The organism is Ottowia beijingensis (assembly GCF_013423955.1).
Lineage (GTDB): Bacteria > Pseudomonadota > Gammaproteobacteria > Burkholderiales > Burkholderiaceae_C > Ottowia > Ottowia beijingensis.
In genome coordinates this window covers 429,383-447,609 of sequence record NZ_JACCKX010000001.1, presented here as the reverse complement: position 1 = coordinate 447,609, position 18,227 = coordinate 429,383, and the positions used below count along the sequence as shown (strand labels likewise).

Here is an 18,227-nt window from a genome sequence, read left to right as displayed (position 1 = left end):
ACGGGCCGCCCGCCGCGCCAAGCCCCGCGCCGCGCGCCGGCCGGGGCCGCTGCAATACCATTGCCGCATGACCGACCCGCTGACCCAGCTCATCCACCACCCCTACCAGCCGCCCGCAGGCTTTGCCGCGCCGCAGCCCGGCGTGTTCAAGGCCTCCACCGTCATCTTCCCCAGCGTCGCCGCCATGCGCACGCGCGACTGGAAGACCAAGAGCGGCTACACCTACGGCCTGCACGGCACGCCCACCACCTTCGTGCTGGAAGAGCGCATCGCCGCGCTCGAAGGCGGCCTGCAGACTGTGCTGGTGCCCAGCGGCCTGGCGGCCATTGCCAACGTGGCGCTGGCGCTGCTGCAGACGGGCGACGAAGTGCTGATCCCCGACAACGCCTACGGCCCCAACAAGGCGCTGGCCGAGGGCGAACTGGCCGCGTTCGGCATCAGCCACGCCTATTACGACCCGCTGAGCGTGGCCGACCTGGCCGCACGCATCACCGACCGGACGAAGCTGGTGTGGCTGGAGGCCGTCGGCTCGGTGACCATGGAGTTCCCCGACCTGATCGCGCAGGCGCGCCTGTGCCGCCAGCGCGGCGTGGTCAGCGCGCTCGACAACACCTGGGGCGCGGGCATCGCCTTCAACCCCTTCGACCTGGACGGGCAGGGCCTGGGCGTCGACGTATCGGCCCACGCGCTCACCAAATACCCCAGCGGCGGTGGCGACGTGCTGATGGGCGCCGTGACCACGCGCGACGAGGCGCTGCACCTGAAGCTCAAGCTGACCCACATGCGCCTCGGCCTGGGCGTGGGCGCCAACGACGCCGAGGCCGTGCTGCGCGCGCTGCCCAGCATCGGCCTGCGCTACCGCGCGCAGGACCACGCCGCGCGCGAGCTGGCGCGCTGGTGCAGCGGGCAGGCCGCCTTCGCGCAGGTGCTGCACCCGGCGCTGGACGACGCGCCCGGCCACGCCGCCTGGCAGCAGGTGTGCGGCGCGGCCGACGCGCGCGGCCAGGGCGCGGCGGCGGGGCTGTTCAGCGTCATCGTCGACGCGCGTTACCCGGCGGCGCAGGTCGATGCCTTCTGCGATGCGCTGCGCCTGTTCAAGCTCGGCTACAGCTGGGGCGGCCCGGTGAGCCTGGTCGTGCCCTACGACCTGGCCAGCATGCGCACGCAGTGGCCGGCGCACCTGGCGCGTGGCACGCTGGTGCGCTTCTCGCTCGGGCTGGAGGCCGTGGCCGACCTGCAGGCCGACCTGGCGCAGGCGCTGGCGGTGGCGTTGCCGATCTGAGTTGCTATGGTTGATGTAGCTGCTGGCGCTCTCTGGTATTGCGCTGGCGCCTGATTTCATTCGCATTTCATCGCCGTGGATTCCCTTTCGCAAATCGTCTTGGGCGGCGCCGTGGCCGCCGCCATCGCGCCGCCGGCGCACCGCCGCGCGGCGCTGCTGGCGGGCGCGGCGCTGGGCACGCTGCCCGATCTGGACGGGCTGCTGATCGCGCGCTTCACCAGCGACCCGATCCAGCTCATGACGCTGCACCGCGGCGCCTCGCACTCGCTGTTCGTGCTGCCCTTCGTGGCGTGGTTCATCTGGTGGGCGTTCCGCCAGCGCGGCGGGCGCGTGGCGCAGGCGCCGCGGCGCTGGCTGTGGGCTATCCTGGCGGTGCTCATCACGCACCCGCTGCTGGATGCCTTCACCTCCTACGGCACGCAGCTGTTCTGGCCCATCCCGGTGCAGCCCACCTGGTGGTCCACGGTGTTCATCATCGACCCGCTCTACACCATCTGGCTGCTGCTGGCCTGCATCGTGGCCTGGCTGGCGCGCCACCGGGTGCTGGCGCAGCGCGCGCTGGTGGCGGGGCTGGTGGTGTCGTCGGCCTACCTGGGCTGGTCGGTGCTGGCCAAGGGCATGGCGGACCGCGCCGCATCGGCCACGCTGGCCACCATGGGCCTGGCCGAGGCGCCGCGCTTTTCGGTCGCCACGCCGTTCAACACGCTGCTGTACCGCGTGGTGGTGATGACGCCCGATGGCTACCTGATCGGCGACCGCTCGGTGGTGGCCGACCGTGGGCCGATGCGCTTCACCGCGCACGCCAGCGATGCGGCGGCCCTGCAGACGGCGGGGCAGCTGCCGGCGGTGCAGCGGCTGCTGTGGTTCAACGGCGGCTTCATGCGCGCGCGCCTGCAGGGCGATGCGCTGGTGCTGAGCGACCTGCGCATGGGACTGGAGCCGGCCTACAGCTTCAACTTTGCCGTGGCGCGGCGCCAGGGCGGCGCGTGGCAGCCCATGCCGCCGGCGCGCGCCGCGGCGGGCGAGGGCGCGGTGTTCTCGCGCCAGGGCATCGGCGCGGCCCTGCGGCAGGTGTGGCAGCGCATCTGGCAGGCGCAGGGGTAGGCCCGGTGTAGGGTTCGAGCGGCTTGCCACGCCGCCGGGCGCTGGCTTATGCTGGCCGCGACAACTTCATCGCCCCGCCCGCTGCATGACCGACCGCGCCACCGATTCCCCGCCCGCCGCATCGCCACCCGTGCAGGAAGCCGCCGGCTACCAACCCTACGTACCGCCCCCACCACCGTGCCGCAGGCCGTGATGGTGCCGCTGGGCCTGCGCGATCCGCTGCGCTGGCTGGCCAGGGCTGGGCCGATTTGCGCGCGGCGCCGGGCATCGCACTGTTCTACGGCGTGTGCTTCTGGCTGATGGCGGTGGTGCTGACGCTGGTGTTCCGCAACAAGCCCGAGTACGTGATGTCCATCGCCTCCGGCTGCCTGCTGGTCGGCCCGTTTCTGGCCATGGGCCTGTACGACGTGAGCCGCCGGCGCGAGGCGGGCGAGCAGCCGGCGCTGGGCACCTCGCTCACCGCGTGGGACAGGCACATCCGCAGCATGGGCATGCTGGTGCTGGTGCTGATCGTGCTGGAGCTGCTGTGGGGCCGCGCCTCGCTGGTGGTGTTCGCGGTGTTCTTCAACACCGGCATGCCGTCCACCACGGGCGTGCTGCAGGCCATCTTCAACCCCGAGAACATCGAGTTCGTGCTGGTCTACCTGATGGTGGGCGGCATCTTCGCGCTGCTGGTGTATTCCACCGCCGTGGTGTCGATCCCGATGATCCTGGACCGCGACACCGACGCCATCAGCGCCGCCCTCACCAGCATCCGCGTGATGTTCGCCAACCCCGTCACCATGCTGTGGTGGGGCTTGCTGATCACGCTGCTCATCGGCATCGGCCTGGCCACCTGGGGGCTGGGGCTGGTGGTCATCGGCCCGCTGCTGGGCCATGCCAGCTGGCACGCCTACCGCGGCGCCGTGCGCTGGCAGGAGCCGCCGGCCGCACCCGCCCCTGCTACAGTGGCCTGAACCTGAAGGAGAACACCGCATTGGCAACCCCCAACTACGGCTTTGAAAAACGCCAGCGCGAGCTGGAAAAGAAACGCAAGAAGGAAGAGAAGGCGCGCCAGAAGGCCGAGCGCAAGTCGAACCCCGCCGGCGAGGGCGACGGCGGTGGCGCCTGGATGGACAACGACGCGCCCGAGGCCGAGGGCACGGGCGACGGTGGTGGCGATGGCGGCGGGGGCGGCGGCGATTGAGCCGGGCCTGGCGCACACCACGATTTCTCTTTTGGTAGGAGCGGCGGCAGCCGCGAAGGGTGTCTCGTGCAGGCGGATGCGTCCCTTCGCGGCTGCCGCCGCTCCCACATCAAGACTGGGGAGTATGTGTCTTCAGCGTTTGTCAATAGGGCGCTGACGGGTATATTATGGGGAGTATATGAATCGCTCCCCTTGCTTGAACCGGGCCTGGCGCACACCACGATTTCTCTGGGTAGGAGCGGCGGCAGCCGCGAAGGGGCGTCTCGTGCAGGCGGATGCGTCCCTTCGCGGCTGCCGCCGCTCCTACATCATGACTAGGGAGTATGTGTATTCAGCGCCCATCAATCGGGCGCTAGCAGCCATATGGTGTGGGAGTATATGAATACACCCTTGGATAACCGTCCCTCAGGTCACGTAATGCACGCCGCTGAACTGCGCGCGGAACGCCGCCACCTCATCGGCCAGCACCAGCGCATCGTCGGCGCCCAGCGCGCGCCCGATCAGTGACGCCAGCGCCGGCATGTGCGACGGCCCCATGCCCAGGCGCACGATCTCGGGCACGCCCAGGCGCAGGCCGTTGATGTCGCCCGGCACCGGCGCGATGGGCAGGCCGATGCCGCAGGCCAGCAGCCCCGCGCGCGCCATGTGCCGCGCCGCGGTCTGCCCACCGCCCCAGCGCGCCGCCTGCAGCGCCAGCTGGTGCGACTGCGTGGCGCCGCGTTCCATCGCATGCACCGGCAGGCCCAGCGCGTGCAGCGCCTCGGCCAGCGCGCGGGCGGTGGCCTGCATGGCCTGCGCGTAGTCGCGGCCGTGCACCTTCCAGTCGATCAGCCCGCGCGCCAGCGCGCTACGCGGCCGGCGTCGAAGTTGGCGGTGAGGCCGGGGTAGGCGATGGCGTCCAGCTTCTGCGCCAGCGCGTCGTCGTTGGTCACGATCAGGCCGCCGGCCGGGCCGCCCAGCTCTTGTAAGTGCTCATCGTCATCACGTGCGCGCCCTCGGCCAGCGGGTTCTTCCACGCGTGGCCGGCGAACATGCCCGACAGGTGGGCGGCGTCGAACATCAGCAGCGCGCCCACCTCGTCGGCAATGGCGCGCACGTCGGCCACCGGGTGCTCGAACAGGTTCAGGCTGCCGCCGGCGGTGATGAGTTTGGGTTTCACCTGGTGTGCCAGCCGGCGCAACGCGTCGATGTCGATGCTGTAGGCGGCGGCGTCGATGGGCGCGGCCACGGTGCGCAGGCCGAACCAGCCCGCCGCGCCGGGTTGGTGGTGCGTGACATGGCCGCCGATGTCGGCCGGCGGCGCGATGATGGTGTCGCCCGCCTGGCAGGTGGCCATGAAGACGTACAGGTTGCTCAAGGCGCCCGAGGCGACGCGCACCTCGGCATGGCGGGCGCCGAACACCTCGGCCGCCAGCTCGGCGGCCATCACCTCGATCTGCTCGATGGCGTCCAGCCCCACCTCGTACTTGTCGCCGGGGTAGCCCAGCGAAGCGCGCGTGCCCAGGTGCTGCGACAGCAGCGCCTCGGCGCGCGGGTTCATCACGTTGCTGGCGGGGTTCAGGTTGATGCCGCGCTGGTCGTGTAGGCGGTGGTTCTCGGCGATGAGCGCGTCGATCTGCGCGATCAGCTCGGCCGGCGCCTGCGCGTGCGTGCGCGCGGCCAGCTGCTGCACCAGCGTTTCGGACGGCTCGGGCACCCAGGGTCGGCGGGCGAGTTGCGGCATGGCGGTGGCTCCTTGCTTACAGGGCTGGGCCTGTTATGGACTCGAAAGACAGCAGCTTGAAAAACCCTTGAACGCAGAAATCGCCGAAGCAGCGCTGAAGACGCAGAAGCATCATCTGCCGGTCATCAACGAAGCTTGATCAGCAACCAGTATCGGGCAGCGTTGTAGGCGCGGGCTTGCCCGCGATTCAGCGCATCGCCCGGCGCGACCGCCCCATCGCGGGCCAGCCCGCTCCCACACGGCGGATGCGGCCCGCGCGTCATCCGAGACTTCTTGATCATCAAGCCAAGAAGATGGCCACCATCGCTTGTGAAAGCTGAAGTCACGCAGGGTTTTCACCATCTTTGTCCTGCGCCTTTCGCGAAGTCCTGGCGTTCTCTGCGTTCAAAAATCCGGCGCATCTTCAAGTCGACAGCGCTGCCATCGATCCCAGGCCCTGTTGCTGCAGGATCGCGGTGCAGGCGGCCTCCAGGCTGGCGTGCGAGCGATCGGGCAGCGCCACGCGCAGGGCGCCGTCGAACTGCGCGAAGTTGCGGCGCGTGGAGCTGGCGTAGCCGGGGTCGTAGTGCTTTTCCAGCAGCTCGCGCACCACGGCGGGCGTCTGGCCGCTGTGCACCAGCTGCTTCCATTCATCGACCACAGCGCGGCCGCGCAGCGCCACCAGCGTGTCGAGCCGGCGGCAGAAGAAGTCGGGGTCGGTGATGAAGAAGGGGTAGTCCTCCAGCAGCAGCGCCACGCGCTCGTCGTCCGGCAAGTCCACGCGCAGGCAGGGGCTGGCGCGCATGGCCTGCATCAGCGCATCGGGCACGGTGCAGTTGCCGACCTTCTTGCTCTCGGCCTCCACGTAGACGGGGCGCGCGGCGTCGAAGTGGCGCAGGGCATCCCACACGCGCATCTCGAACTGCTTCTGCGACGGCTGCGGCTGGCCGGGGATCAGGCCCAGCACCGAGGCGCGGTGGTGCGCCAGCCCTTCCAGGTCCAGCACCTGGGCGCCGGCGCCCTGCAGCGCGTGCAGCAGGCGCGTCTTGCCCGAGCCGGTGGGCCCGCACACCACGCGGTAGTGCAGGCGCTGCGCCTGCGCCGGCAGGTCGGCCAGCATGGCGTTGCGAAAGGCCTTGTAGCCGCCTTCGATGATCGTCACCCGAAAGCCGATCTGCCCCAGCACCAGCGACAGCGCGCCGCTGCGCTGGCCGCCGCGCCAGCAGTACACCAGCGGCTGCCAGCTCTTGGGCTTGTCCATGGCCTCGCGCTCGATGTGGCTGGCGATGTTGCGCGCCACCAGCGCGGCGCCCAGCTTGCGCGCCTCGAACGGGTTGACCTGCTTGTACAGCGTGCCGACGCGGGCGCGCTCTTCGTCGTTCAGGCTCGGCCAGTTGATGGCGCCGGGCAGGCGGTCGAGCGCGTATTCGCTCTCGCTGCGCGCGTCGATGACGGCGCTGAATTCGTGCAGCCGCGCCAGCGCGTCGGCGGCGGCGATGGGGTGAACGCTCATGGGTTGTGCAAGGATGGCCACGCCGCCACCGTCATTCCGGCGCAAGCCGGAATCCATGCGGCACTGGAGACGCCGCAGTCGATTCCGGCTTGCGCCGGAATGACGGGGGCAGGGCAAGTCGCGCGATCACTTTTTCTGCAGCAGTTTCTGCAATTCGGGCCACATGTTGCCCAGGATGAGGGTGCGCGGCGGCCGTGGGGTGGATGCGGTCCTTCTGGAACAGCTCCAGCGCGTTGTCGCGGTCGGCCACACCTTTCAGGAAGAAGGGCACCAGCGCCGCGCCCTGCGCCTTGGCCACCTGCGGGTACAGCGCGAAGAAGCGCTTGCCGTAGTCGGCGCCGTAGTTGGGCGGCATCTGCATGCCGGCCAGCAGCACCCGGGCGCCGGCCTTTTGCGCCGCCTGCGTCATGGCCGTCAGGTTGGCGGCGGTCATGTCGAGCGACAGGCCGCGCAGCGCGTCGTTGCTGCCCAGTTCGATCACCACGATGGCGGGCTGGTGCGTCTTCAGCAGCGCCGGCAGGCGCGAGCGGCCACCGGCCGTGGTGTCGCCCGAGATGCTGGCGTTGACCACCTTGGCGGCGATCTTCTCGGCGGCGAGTTTTTCCAGCAGCGCCACCCAGCCGGTGCCGCGGGCGATGCCGTATTCGGCGCTGAGGAGTCGCCGACCACCAGGATGGTGGGCTCGGCCGCCTGCGCGGCTTGTGCGGTTGCAGCCAGTGCGGCGGCGCTCAGGACGGAGCGGATAAAGTGTCGTCGGTACAAAAACGGCCTTTTCAATGACGGATTCAACGCCCGGCACACCGCCCGACGCCCCTCGCTCCCAGATCATTGCGGTGGAGCATGTTTTCAAGTCGGTCACCGACTCCACCGGCACGCTCGATATTCTGCGCGATATCCACTTCAGCCTGGCCCCGCGCGAGACGGTGGCCATCGTTGGCGCCTCGGGCTCGGGCAAGAGCACGCTGCTGTCGATCATCGCGGGCCTCGACACGCCCACGCGCGGCACGGTGCGGCTGGATGGGCAGGACCTGTTCGCCGTCAGCGAGGACGAGCGCGCGCGCTGCGCGCGCGCAAGGTGGGCTTCGTGTTCCAGAGCTTCCAGCTCATGGGCAACCTGACGGCGCTGGAAAACGTGATGCTGCCGCTGGAGCTGGCCGGCCGGCGCGACGCGCGCGCCGCCGCCACCGAGATGCTGCACCGCGTGGGCCTGGCCGAGCGCCTGGGCCATTACCCCAAGGTGCTGTCGGGCGGCGAGCAGCAGCGCGTGGCGCTGGCGCGCGCCTTCGTGGTGCACCCGGCCGTGCTGCTGGCTGACGAGCCCACCGGCAGCCTGGACTTCGCCACCGGCGAGAAGATCATGGAACTGATGTTCGACCTGAACCGCGAGCAGGGCACCACGCTGGTGCTGGTGACCCACGACCGCGCCATCGCCGCGCTGTGCCAGCGCCGGCTGACGGTGGAGGCGGGGCGCATCGCCGCCGACGAGCGCACGGCCGCGGCCTGAGCGTCGGTCAAGGCTGCGGCGCCTTCCGAATCGGCGCAGGCGGCGGTTTATTCCAGGGCGTGCCGGGCTGCCGTGGGGCTCGGCGCAAACCCGCGGCCGGGCGACGTCACGCGCGCGTCGGCCTGCATGGCGCCATGCGGGCATCTTCATCACGCCGCATGGTCATTCCTGATTCGATAGCAACAACGCCAGTATCCATCGCGGTGCCGAGCGCGTTTTTCGTGCGCGCGCTGATGTCCTGAAAGGCGCTTGAGTACCCGCGGCGCGTCGCCGCGCTCACACGCTGCGTCGGTGTCGGCTGACAGGCCGCGCCCGTGCCGCGCCGGAGACTTGCGCTCACCGATGCAGCAGTCGCTGAAACACATCGGATCGGTTCAACAACCAACTTTCAAGTCACAACACTTTCAAGGAGCTCGACATCATGGCCAAGGAAATCGCCAAGGATCTGAACCAGGACCCCATCACCGGTGAACCCGGTGCGCACCCGGTGGGCACCGGCGTGGGCGCCGCGGGCGGCGCTGCCGCAGGTGCCGCCATCGGCACCGCCGTGGGCGGCCCGGTGGGCACCGTCGTCGGCGGCATCATCGGCGCCGTCACCGGCGGCCTGGCCGGCAAGGACGTGGCCGAGAACCTCGACCCCACGCTGGGCGGCGAGCCGTCGGAGCACAAGGTGGCCACCGGCGTGGGCGCCACCGGCGGTGCGCTGACCGGCGCGGCCATGGGCTCGGTGGCCGGGCCCCTCGGCACCGTGGCCGGTGCCGCCATCGGCGCCGCGGCCGGCGGCATGGCCGGCAAGGGCGTGGGCGAGGTGATCAACCCCAAGGCCGACGATGAACTGCATGAGCACAACCTGGCCTCGGGTGCCGGTGCCGGCACCGGCGCGCTGGCCGGGGCCACCGTCGGCCTGGCCGGCGGCCCGGTGGGTGCCGTCGTGGGCGCGGCCATCGGCAGCGTGGCCGGCGCCAAGGTGGGCGAGGGCGTGGGCGAAGTGGTCAACCCCAAGGCCACCGACCAGCTGGAAGAGCATCAACTGGCCAGCGGCACCGGTGCCGGCGCCGGTGCGCTGACCGGCGCGGCCGTGGGCGCCGTGGGCGGCCCGGTGGGCGCCGCGGTGGGTGCCGCCGTGGGCGCTGGCCTGGGCAGCAAGGCCGGCAAGGGCCTGGGCGAAGCCGTGAACCCCAAGGCGGGTGACGAAGTGGGCAAGCACAACCTGGCCACCGGCACGGGTGCCGGCGCCGGTGCGGCCACGGGTGCCCTGGTGGGCGCCGTGGGTGGCCCGGTGGGCATGGCCGTGGGCGCGGCCGTGGGTGGCCTGGCCGGCGGCGCCGCGGGGCACGGCGTGGCCCGGGTGGTGAACCCGGCCGCCGAGGAAGCCTACTGGCGCGACAGCTACACGCTGGCGCCGGGCTACCGCGCGGGCTACACGTACGACGACTACGGCCCCGCCTACCGCCTGGGCTACGACGGCTACGGCCGCCACGCCGGCCGCCGCTACGACGACATCGAGTCGGCGCTGCAGGCCGACTGGGAGCGCGTCAAAGGCCAATCGCGCCTGACCTGGGAAGAAGCCAAGGCCTCGACCCGTGCCGCATGGCACCGCGTGGAGCACGCGCTGCCGGGCGACTTCGACGGCGACGGCCGCTAAAACCCAGTTGCCGCGCGGGTAGCGCGGCCAACGCAGCGAAAAACGGCGCCCTAGGGCGCCGTTTTCGTTGTTGGGGCGGGCGGTGCGCGCACTCAGGGCGTGTCATTCCATTTCCAATTCAATGCGTCCATCACCGTCATCCCGGCGAAGGCCGGGATCCATGTTTCTCCGCACACGCCGTCTGGATTCCGGCTTGGGCCGGAATGACGAGCTATTGCAGCTTAGATCTGGAATTGGAATAAAAAGGTAAATCAAGCGATAACGATTTGGCACGGTATGTCGGTCATGAATTCATAGCTGCCAGCGCCTGATATACAGGCGCTGGATCCGTTTTTCATGCCCGTGAAAATATACCAAGTCTCCCCTAATTCTGCCCCTGGCCGCCCGCGTTCGAGCGCAGCGCCGCTCACAGCTGGAACGCCACCGTCGCCACGATGCCTTCGCCGATGTCGCGCAGCCAGCTTGGCGGCTTGCTGGATGCCGGCTCGCCATCGGCCGCGGTGCGCGTGATCCAGTCGGCCAGCCAGTCGATCTGGGCCCGGCCGTAGAAGGCGGCCATGGCCTCGTAGTTGATGAACAGGCTGCGGCTGTCCAGGTTGGCCGAGCCGCACAGGGCCAGCACGTCGTCGACCACCACGGCCTTGGCGTGCAGCATGGCGGGCAGCAGGCGCACGTTCACGCCGGCCTCGACCAGCTCGCGCACGGCGCGCCCGCGTGCCCAGTCGGCCAGCCGGTGGTTGGATTGCCTGGGCAGCAGCAGTGTGATCTGCAGCCCGCGCTTGGCGGCCAGCACCAGCGCCTCCTGCAGGCCTTCGTCGGGCACGAAGTAGGGCGTGGCCAGCAGCAGGCGCTGCTCGGCGTGGAAGGCGGCCGACACCAGCAGCGCGTGCAGGATGTCCTCGTGAAAGTCCGGCCCGCTGGGCACCCATTGCGCCAGCGCCACGTCGGCGGGCAGCAGCTCGGCCGGCAGCGTGTCGGCGTGGCAGGGGTGTCGGCGTCCAGCTCCGCGTCCAGCCGCGCCAGCCGCTCGGCATAGCCCAGGCGCAGCGCCTGGCGCGCGCCGCGGGCGATGCGCCAGTCGCCGTCGAACAGTGCCTGCGCCTGCGCGGCCAGCGCGCCCTCGGCGGTGAAGCTCAGGTCCAGCCAGGGCGGCTCGCCCACGCGGCCAATGAAGTATTCGTTGGCCAGGTTGCGCCCGCCCGACCACACGCGCGCCGTCGGCGATCAGCAGCTTGCGGTGGTTGCGCAGGTTCACGCGGCCGCGCCCGGGGCTGCCCAGCGCGGGCATGAACAGGCGCGTGTGCACGCCGGCGCGCTTCAGCAGCTCGTCGTGGCTGTGCGCGCTCTTCAGGCTGCCGATGCTGTCGACCAGCAGGCGCACGCGCACGCCGGCGCGGGCGCGCTCGGCCAGCGCGGCGGCGATCAGGGCGCCCACCTCGTCGTCGCCCAGCACGTAGGTGCACAGGTCCAGCGTGTGCCGTGCCGAGCCGATGACGGCCTGCACCGCCTGCAGCGCGTGCTCGCCCTCGGCCTGAAAGCGCACCGCCGCCTGCGGCCGCGCGCCGGCCGCGCCCAGCGCCGCCAGCAGCCGCGTGGCCCAGTCGGGCGCCATTGCAGCCCATGGGCCAGCGGGCATGGGCTGGCGCTGCGTGGCCGGGCGCACCACCTTGCGCGTGCCGAAGACCAGGAACAGCGGCAGGCCCAGGTACGGAAAGGCCGCGATGCCCATCACCCAGGCCAGCGCCGCATAGGGGTGGCGCCGCTGGCGCCGCACGCGCGTGATGACGATGTAGGTGAGCAGCCCCGCGGCCACGAAGGCGGCGTGCTCCAGCGGGGTGAGGGCGGGCAGGCTCATCATGCGGTGCAGAGTTTAGGGCGTGGCCTCAAACCAATGCCCCCGCGTGAGGCTTGGCCGGCCCGCCCTCGGCGTTGCAAACGGCTCGCAAGGTCTAAGCACACGAGGCGAAGTACTATGGGTTTGATAGCTGCCTGCGCTCGCAATTCAAGGATTTCAGATCGATTCCTCTTGAAAACCATGTGTGACAAGCGCCAGCCACTATCAAAACGCAAGCGCGGATAATCGCGCCATGTCTGCCCCCAAAGTCCTGTTCGGCTTCCACGCCGTCGGCGTGCGCCTGAAGACGGCGCCCGCGTCCATCGTCGAGATCTACGTCGATCCCACGCGGCGCGACGCGCGCATGAAGCAGTTTCTGAACCGCGCCGCCGAGGCCGGCGCGCGCGTGATAGAGGCCGACGCGCAGCGCCTGATGAAGCTGTGCGGCAGCGCCGGCCACCAGGGCGTGGTGGCGCGCGTGCAGGCGCTGGAAGGCGTGCGCACGCTGGACGAACTGCTGGACGACCTGCAGGAGCAGGGCGCCGTGCCGCTGCTGCTGGTGCTGGACGGCGTGACCGACCCGCACAACCTGGGCGCCTGCCTGCGCGTGGCCGACGGCGCCGGCGCGCACGCCGTGATCGCGCCCAAGGACCACGCCGCCGGCATCAACGCCACCGTGGCCAAGGTGGCCAGCGGCGCGGCCGAGACGGTGCCCTACTTCATGGTCACCAACCTGGCGCGTACGCTGGGCGAGCTGAAGGAGCGCGGCATCTGGGTCGTCGGTGCGTCGGACGACGCCGAGCAGACGCTGTACGACGTCGACCTGGCCATGGCCACCGCCCTGGTGCTGGGTGCCGAGGGACCGGGCATGCGCCAACTGACGCGCAAGACCTGCGACGCGCTGGTGCGCATCCCCATGATGGGCGCGGTGGAAAGCCTGAACGTCAGCGTGGCCAGCGGCGTGTGCCTGTACGAGGCGCGGCGCCAGCGCGGCGTGCTGCGCGGGGTGTGACGCTGCATGCCTGCCTGGCCTTGGTGGGTGTCGTCGTTTGCCTTGGGCTGCCTGGTCGCATGGGCGCTGGCCTGGCGGTCACCGGGTTTGCGTGATGTGCCCAGGAGCTATCGGTTGGGGTGTTCCGTGGCAGGTTCGGCCCTTGGCCTGTTCATGGGGGCGTTGGCCGGGCTGGTGATGCCAGACTTGTTCACCACTTGGTTGGGGTTTGTGGCGGTCGTTGCGCTCAACGGCTTTCTGGGCCATGCGCTTCTGAAGAGCGTTCATGCGGCAGAGCATGTGCTACCGCCGTGGTGACGCAGATTCCTCTTTATCGACGATTCCGTCCTGCATGACACGCTGCCGGCCCTCACCCCAACCCTCTCCCAGAGGGAGAGGGGCTTTCCTGGCGCGGCATGCGCCGACATGCTTTGGAAAACGTCAAATAGGTTGACGTCATCAGCGTGGCGGCCGTCAGCCGCTGGAGTCGCCCGCCGCCGCGCCCGGCTTGCGCCGGTACATGTCGCCATCGGCGAAGGTGAGCAGGTCGCCGATCTCGGTGGCGTCGGTGGGGCACACGCCCGCGCCCACGGTGGCGCCCATGGCGGCCAGTGCCGGGTCGAGCAGGAGCACGCTCTGCAGCGGCTGGCGCAGCAGCTGCTCCAGGTTGTGGCGCACCGTCTCGGCGTCGGCCGGGTCGCGGATCTGGTCGAGCAGCACCACGAACTCGTCGCCGGCGTAGCGGCCCACGCGGTCCTGCATGCGCACGTGGGTGCGCAGGCGCTCGGCCATCTCGCGGATCACGGCATCGCCCACCGCGTGGCCCAGCGTGTCGTTGATGGCCTTGAAGCGGTTGATGTCGATGAACAGCACGGCAAAGGGCTGCGGATGGCTGCCGCTGGCGTGGCGCTGGAAGCGGTCCTTCAGCCCGCGCATGAAGGTGTCGCGGTTGAGCAGGCCGGTGAGCGTGTCGGTCTGCAGCTTGACCTGCATGTCCGACAGGCTGCGCGCCAGCACGCCCAGCTCGTCCTGGCGGCTCACCGGCAGCGGCGGCGAGGGCCGGCCTTCGCCCACCAGCTGCGCCGATTCGATGAACTGGCCCAGCATGCGCCCCACCACGCGCAGCACCACCCAGCCCACGCCGATGGCCGCCAGCGCCGCCAGCAGCGACAGCACCAGCGAGCGCCAGGCGCTGCGCTCGATGTCGCCCATGAAGTCGGCGCGCGGCACGGCCACCACCACCCACCAGTTCAGGCCGGCCTCGTCGCGCAGGTGGGTGTAGCCGACCTGGATGGTCTGGCCCTGTTCGTTGCGGAAGGCGGCGGTGCGCGGCTCGCTGTCCTTGCCGATGAAGGCGCGCACGGAACGAAAGGCGTCGGCCGCCAGGGCGTTGCCGGCGCGCTCGGCGTGCACGCGGGTGTACTGGCCGCTGGCGTCGCGCTGCACCGGCTCGCCGGCCGACATGCCGATGATCTGCCCGTCGGGCTCGACCACCATGGCCAGCGCGTTCGGGGTCAGCTCGAGCTGCTGCAGGAATTCGCTGATGCGCTGCAGCGGCAGGTCGGTGGCCACCACGCCGGTGGCCGGCGCGTCGCCCACGGACACGCGGCGCACGAAGGTGGTCACCAGCTCCTGCGAGCGGAAGTCGATGTAGATCGGCGACCAGGTGTTGCTGGCGGCCTGCAGGCCGAGCTGGTACCAAGGGCGCTCGCGCGGCTCGAATACGCGCGTTTCGGGCTGCGCCGGGCCCAGCGCGCCGTGGATGCCGTTGAAGGCGTGAAGTTCGCGCACGCCCTGGCCGCTGGGGCGCAGGCGCAGTTCGGCCGAGTCGTCGGCATGGCGCATCAAGCCGAAGAAGCGGCCCTGCTGGTCGCCGTAGTAGGCGTAGTTGTGCGGGTTGCGGTGGATGCTGGTGGCGATCCAGAAGCGCTCGCGCAGGGCGGCGATGTCGTCGGCGTCCCAGTCGGCTGGCGGCTGCACGCCGGCGGGGAAGGCCGCCTCCAGCACACCCTTGGCGCCGGCGATGTGCGTCTTGGTGGCGGCCGCGATGCGCGCCGTGGTCTCGCGCAGCAGCTGGCCCGAGTTCGTCCACCGCGTGGCGGCCGGCGTTGTACGACAGGCCGCCGATCACCAGCGTCACCGCCAGCACCACCAGCACGTAGGGCAGGGTGAGCAGCTGGCGCAGTGACAGGAACGCAGCAGGGGCAGCACGGTGACGGGGCTTGGCGTGGCAAGGGGCGGACATACTGCCCCTGGCAGGGCAGCCGCCGCATTGTCACCAGCCTGCGCCGCTGCCCTGCGTGCGAGCGCCGGCGAAACGCAACTGCTTCACGAAAAACCGGGCCGCCGACATGGGCCGGGCGCCTGGCACCCGGGCAACACCCCGCGATCGCGGGGGTGCGGGGCCATTCAGGCCATCGAATGCAGGCCGATCATGTTGCCCTCGGTGTCGGTCACCAGGGCGGCGAAGCCGTATTCGCCGATGGCGAACTTGGGCTTGAACACCTGGCCGCCGGCGGCCGCGACGCGGCCCTGCTCCACGGCACAGTCGTCGCAGCCGAAGTAGACGAGGGTGCCGCCACCCCGGAGGGCGCGCCTTCCATCTTGCACAGCGTGCCGGCGGCGCCCATGGTCGTCATTTCACCCGGAAAAGCCAGCATCTGGTAGTCGCTGGCTTCGCCTTCGGGCGCGCCCAGCGGCGCCAGCCGGCACTGGAACACGGCCTCGTAGAACGCCTGCGCGCGGGCCATGTCCTGCACGTAGATCTCGAACCAGACGACGGGGTTGGGTTTCATGGGGATGCTCCTTGGTGGTTGAGGGAAAGCGCTCAGCCGCGCGCTTCGACGTGCCGCGCGAAGTTGTCCAGGATGGCCTGCTAGCCCTGGCGCTGCTGCCCGGCGCTGTGCGCGTCCTCGGCGTCGAAGCGCTCGCGCACCGTGACGCCATCGGCGCCGTCGATGAACTCGACGCGCACGGCGCGCCCGTCGCTCATCACGTACTCGATCAGGCGCTGCGGCGCGATGCGCGTGTAGGTGCCCTCGAAGTCGAAGCCGGCGCTGCCGTCCTTCGCCTCCATGCGCGCGCAGAACCGGCCGCCCTCGCGCAGATCCACGCTGGCGCGCGGCGTGTGCCATTCGGGCGTGGCGGCGTTCCATTGCTCGATGGCGTGCGGGTCGTTCCAGGCGGCCCAGACGCGGTCAAGAGGGGCGCGGACGGTGGTTTCGATGGTGATGATGGGCATGGTGCTGCGGTCCTCACTCGTGCGGCGTGCTCACCATCCACGGCGTGCCGAAGCGGTCGGTGACCATGCCGAAGCCGGGCGACCAGAACGTCGCGGCGAAGGGCATCGTCACCTGGCCGCCAACCGCCAGCGCGTCGAACACGCGCTGGCCTTCGGCCATGCTGTCCACCCCGATCGACACCCACAGGCCCTGCGGCTTGCTGTAGCCGCCGGGTTCGCCGCTGCACGCGCCGGGCAGGGTGTCGGAGCCCATCAGCGCCTGCTGGCCGACCTGCAGGTGCACGTGCATGACGCGGTGCTTTGCCTCGGCTGGCAAGGGCGGCATGTCGGGGTCGGGCGGCATCTCGCCGAAGGTGCTCTGGTGCACCACGGTGCCGTTGAAAACGTCCTTGTAGAACGCAAAGGCCTCGGCGCAGTCGCCGTCGAAGTTGAGGTAGGGGTTGAATTGCATGGTCTTGCTCCGTTGCGGGTGGGATAGGGGGATTGGTCATCGTCCGGCCACCGCCGCCTCGATGGCCGCGATGTCGATCTTCTTCATGGTCATCATGGCGTCGAAGGCGCGCTTGGCGGCGGCGCGGTCGGGGTGGGTGGTGGCGCGGGTGAGCTGCACCGGCGTGATCTGCCACGAGATGCCCCAGCGGTCCTTGCACCAGCCGCAGGCGCTTTCCTGGCCGCCGTGGCCGACGATGGCGTTCCAGTAGCGGTCGGTTTCTTCCTGCGTGGTGGTGGCGACCTGGAACGAGAAGGCCTCGCTGTGCCTGAAGGCGGGCCCGCCGTTGAGCCCCATGCAGGGCAGGCCGAGCACGGTGAACTCGACCACCAGCACGTCTCCCTGCTGGCCATCGGGGTAGTCGCCCGGCGCGCGGTGGATGGCGCCGACGGCGGAATCGGGGAAGGTGGCGGCGTAGAAGCGCGCGGCTGCTTCGGCATCGCGGTCGAACCACAGGCAGATGGTGTTGCGGGCGGGTGCGGTCATGGTGGGCTCCGTTCAGGCGAATGAAGCATCACGCGATCAGCAACGGCGTGAAGCCGCCGTAGATCAGCCGTTGCCCGTCGAAGGGCATGTTCTGCGGCATGTCGGGGTCGTTCATCACGGCCTGCATGGCGCGCTGGCGCACGGTCTTCGACGGCCACACGATCCACGAGAACACCACGGATTCGTCCTGTTTCAGCTTCACCGCCATGGGCATCGAGGTCAGCTTGCCCTCGGGCACGTCGTCGGCCCAGGCTTCGATGATTTCCAGCGCGCCGTGCTTTCTGAAGACACGTGCGGCCTCGGCGGCGTGCTGGTGGTAGGCCGCGCGCTGCGCGGTGGGCACGGCGGCCAGAAAGCCGTCGATGTAGTGCTCGGGGTTCATGTCTGTCTCCTTGTCTTGCCGAAAACCCAGCGGCCATTGTGTACGCCGTTCACTTTTATTCTGCACTAAAATGGATAGCGTTCACATTTAACCCTGTGCCCATCAGGGATTCCACCTTAAGCTCGGCCCGACGACACGCCTGTGACCATTCGCAAACGCCCGCCCCATGCCGCGCCGCCGCGCGAGACCTACCGCCACGGCGACCTGCGCCGTGCGCTGCTCGACGCCGGCATTGCGCTGGCGCGCGAGGGCGGGCCCGCCGCCGTGGTGCTGCGCGAGGCCACGCGCCAGGCGGGCGTGGCGCCCAATGCCGCATACCGGCATTTCGCCAACCACCAGGCGCTGTTCGACGCCGTGCGCGCGCACGCGCTGGGCGCGCTGGCGCAGGCCATCGAGCGCGAATGGCGCAAGGCGCTGCGCGTGCGCGAGCCGGCGGCGCAGGCGCGTGCGCTGCTGCGCGCGGTGGGCACCGGCTACCTGGGGTTTGCGCAGGCCGAAACCGGGCTGTTCCGCACCGCCTTCGTGTTCGGCCAGCACGAGGTGCAGGTGCCGCCCGACCCGGCGCGCACCGCCGCCCTGGGCCTGAACCCGTTCGAGCTGCTGGGCGCCGCGCTGGATGCCATGGTCGCCACCGGCGTGCTGCCGGCCGAGCGGCGCCCGCAGGCCGAATACCTGGCCTGGTCGGCGGTGCATGGCATGGCGCTGCTCATCATCGACGGGCCGCTGCGCGGCACCCTGCCACCGCGCGTCGTGCGCTGGGCGAGCGCTTGCTGCAAATGGTCGAGAACGGCTTGTGAGGCTGCCGCAGGTTGCAGCCTGTCACAGCTGAAGCGGCGGCCGGTCGCCTGAAGGGCGGGTTGGCACGTT

The 18,227-nt window shown here is 70.3% G+C and carries 18 protein-coding genes and 4 pseudogenes; 11 read left to right on the top strand and 11 right to left on the bottom strand.

From position 1 onward, the window contains the following. Window positions 1-67 precede the first annotated feature (67 nt). The 4 genes from H0I39_RS02315 to H0I39_RS02300 all read left to right on the top strand — a co-directional run bounded on the left by H0I39_RS02315 (window position 68) and on the right by H0I39_RS02300 (window position 3,572). Window positions 68-1,282 (top strand): PLP-dependent transferase, encoded by a 1,215-nt coding sequence (locus tag H0I39_RS02315; RefSeq protein ID WP_180549439.1) that lies wholly within the window; start codon window positions 68-70, stop codon window positions 1,280-1,282. Window positions 1,283-1,357: 75 nt separating this feature from the next. Next, entirely contained in the window at window positions 1,358-2,386 is a 1,029-nt protein-coding gene (locus tag H0I39_RS02310) for a metal-dependent hydrolase (protein WP_180549438.1), read from the top strand. 248 nt (window positions 2,387-2,634) lie between these two features. Then, window positions 2,635-3,342: a DUF2189 domain-containing protein gene (locus tag H0I39_RS02305; RefSeq protein ID WP_373368245.1), complete on the top strand. Its 708-nt coding sequence runs from the start codon at window positions 2,635-2,637 to the stop codon at window positions 3,340-3,342. A gap of 20 nt (window positions 3,343-3,362) precedes the next feature. Next, window positions 3,363-3,572: a hypothetical protein gene (locus H0I39_RS02300; RefSeq protein ID WP_180549437.1), complete on the top strand. Its 210-nt coding sequence runs from the start codon at window positions 3,363-3,365 to the stop codon at window positions 3,570-3,572. A 405-nt stretch (window positions 3,573-3,977) separates the two neighbouring features. Here the strand turns inward: H0I39_RS02300 and H0I39_RS21395 are convergent, their stop codons facing one another. Together H0I39_RS21395 and H0I39_RS21390 are read right to left on the bottom strand one after the other, a co-directional pair. Then, window positions 3,978-4,361, bottom strand: coding sequence for a PLP-dependent aminotransferase family protein (locus H0I39_RS21395; RefSeq protein WP_257645569.1), 384 nt, complete (start codon window positions 4,359-4,361; stop codon window positions 3,978-3,980). 145 nt (window positions 4,362-4,506) lie between these two features. Continuing rightward, the gene (locus H0I39_RS21390; RefSeq protein WP_257645568.1) at window positions 4,507-5,295 is read right to left on the bottom strand and encodes a PLP-dependent aminotransferase family protein; all 789 of its coding nucleotides are present in this window, start codon (window positions 5,293-5,295) and stop codon (window positions 4,507-4,509) included. Between H0I39_RS21390 and H0I39_RS02290 the strand changes: the two genes are divergently transcribed. Further along, a complete protein-coding gene (locus tag H0I39_RS02290) occupies window positions 5,294-5,434 on the top strand; it encodes a hypothetical protein (protein ID WP_180549436.1) in 141 nt (46 codons plus the stop codon). The genes H0I39_RS21390 and H0I39_RS02290 overlap by 2 nt on opposite strands. A gap of 264 nt (window positions 5,435-5,698) precedes the next feature. Here the strand turns inward: H0I39_RS02290 and mnmH are convergent, their stop codons facing one another. Both mnmH and H0I39_RS02280 read right to left on the bottom strand, forming a co-directional pair. Beyond that, the gene (gene mnmH, locus H0I39_RS02285) at window positions 5,699-6,787 is read right to left on the bottom strand and encodes a tRNA 2-selenouridine(34) synthase MnmH (RefSeq protein WP_180549435.1); all 1,089 of its coding nucleotides are present in this window, start codon (window positions 6,785-6,787) and stop codon (window positions 5,699-5,701) included. A gap of 126 nt (window positions 6,788-6,913) precedes the next feature. Continuing rightward, a pseudogene (locus H0I39_RS02280) lies at window positions 6,914-7,519 on the bottom strand (arylesterase). 44 nt (window positions 7,520-7,563) lie between these two features. Between H0I39_RS02280 and H0I39_RS02275 the strand changes: the two are divergent. Both H0I39_RS02275 and H0I39_RS02270 read left to right on the top strand, forming a co-directional pair. Further along, window positions 7,564-8,291 (top strand): annotated as a pseudogene (locus H0I39_RS02275) (ABC transporter ATP-binding protein). Between the two features lie 421 nt (window positions 8,292-8,712). Then, window positions 8,713-9,936: a glycine zipper domain-containing protein gene (locus H0I39_RS02270; RefSeq protein WP_180549434.1), complete on the top strand. Its 1,224-nt coding sequence runs from the start codon at window positions 8,713-8,715 to the stop codon at window positions 9,934-9,936. Between the two features lie 406 nt (window positions 9,937-10,342). On the opposite strand, the gene H0I39_RS02265 is transcribed toward H0I39_RS02270, so the two are convergent. Then, the gene (locus H0I39_RS02265; protein ID WP_257645567.1) at window positions 10,343-11,791 is read right to left on the bottom strand and encodes a phospholipase D-like domain-containing protein; all 1,449 of its coding nucleotides are present in this window, start codon (window positions 11,789-11,791) and stop codon (window positions 10,343-10,345) included. Between the two features lie 232 nt (window positions 11,792-12,023). Here H0I39_RS02265 and rlmB point away from each other — a divergent pair, with 232 nt between their 5' ends. Together rlmB and H0I39_RS02255 are read left to right on the top strand one after the other, a co-directional pair. Further along, window positions 12,024-12,782: a 23S rRNA (guanosine(2251)-2'-O)-methyltransferase RlmB gene (gene rlmB, locus H0I39_RS02260; RefSeq protein ID WP_180549433.1), complete on the top strand. Its 759-nt coding sequence runs from the start codon at window positions 12,024-12,026 to the stop codon at window positions 12,780-12,782. A gap of 27 nt (window positions 12,783-12,809) precedes the next feature. Further along, window positions 12,810-13,079: a hypothetical protein gene (locus tag H0I39_RS02255; RefSeq protein WP_180549432.1), complete on the top strand. Its 270-nt coding sequence runs from the start codon at window positions 12,810-12,812 to the stop codon at window positions 13,077-13,079. Between the two features lie 156 nt (window positions 13,080-13,235). Here H0I39_RS02255 and H0I39_RS02250 read toward each other — a convergent pair whose 3' ends face one another. Beyond that, entirely contained in the window at window positions 13,236-14,768 is a 1,533-nt protein-coding gene (locus tag H0I39_RS02250) for a GGDEF domain-containing protein (protein ID WP_180549431.1), read from the bottom strand. Window positions 14,769-14,808: 40 nt separating this feature from the next. Here H0I39_RS02250 and H0I39_RS02245 point away from each other — a divergent pair, with 40 nt between their 5' ends. Next, on the top strand, window positions 14,809-14,949 hold the full coding sequence (locus H0I39_RS02245) for a hypothetical protein (protein ID WP_180549430.1): 141 nt from the start codon (window positions 14,809-14,811) through the stop codon (window positions 14,947-14,949). Between the two features lie 221 nt (window positions 14,950-15,170). Here the strand turns inward: H0I39_RS02245 and H0I39_RS02240 are convergent. The 5 genes and pseudogenes from H0I39_RS02240 to H0I39_RS02220 form a co-directional block, all read right to left on the bottom strand. After that, window positions 15,171-15,556: pseudogene (locus H0I39_RS02240) on the bottom strand (VOC family protein). Window positions 15,557-15,636: 80 nt separating this feature from the next. Further along, window positions 15,637-16,002, bottom strand: coding sequence for an SRPBCC domain-containing protein (locus H0I39_RS02235; RefSeq protein WP_180549429.1), 366 nt, complete (start codon window positions 16,000-16,002; stop codon window positions 15,637-15,639). Window positions 16,003-16,015: 13 nt separating this feature from the next. Next, complete coding sequence (locus H0I39_RS02230; protein ID WP_180549428.1) at window positions 16,016-16,453, bottom strand: VOC family protein; 438 nt, start codon at window positions 16,451-16,453, stop codon at window positions 16,016-16,018. A 36-nt stretch (window positions 16,454-16,489) separates the two neighbouring features. Continuing rightward, a complete protein-coding gene (locus H0I39_RS02225; RefSeq protein WP_180549427.1) occupies window positions 16,490-16,978 on the bottom strand; it encodes a VOC family protein in 489 nt (162 codons plus the stop codon). Window positions 16,979-17,006: 28 nt separating this feature from the next. Further along, a complete protein-coding gene (locus H0I39_RS02220) occupies window positions 17,007-17,360 on the bottom strand; it encodes a DUF1428 domain-containing protein (protein ID WP_180549426.1) in 354 nt (117 codons plus the stop codon). A 147-nt stretch (window positions 17,361-17,507) separates the two neighbouring features. Between H0I39_RS02220 and H0I39_RS02215 the strand changes: the two are divergent. Continuing rightward, window positions 17,508-18,157, top strand: a pseudogene (locus tag H0I39_RS02215) (TetR/AcrR family transcriptional regulator). The last annotated feature ends 70 nt before the right edge of the window (window positions 18,158-18,227 follow it).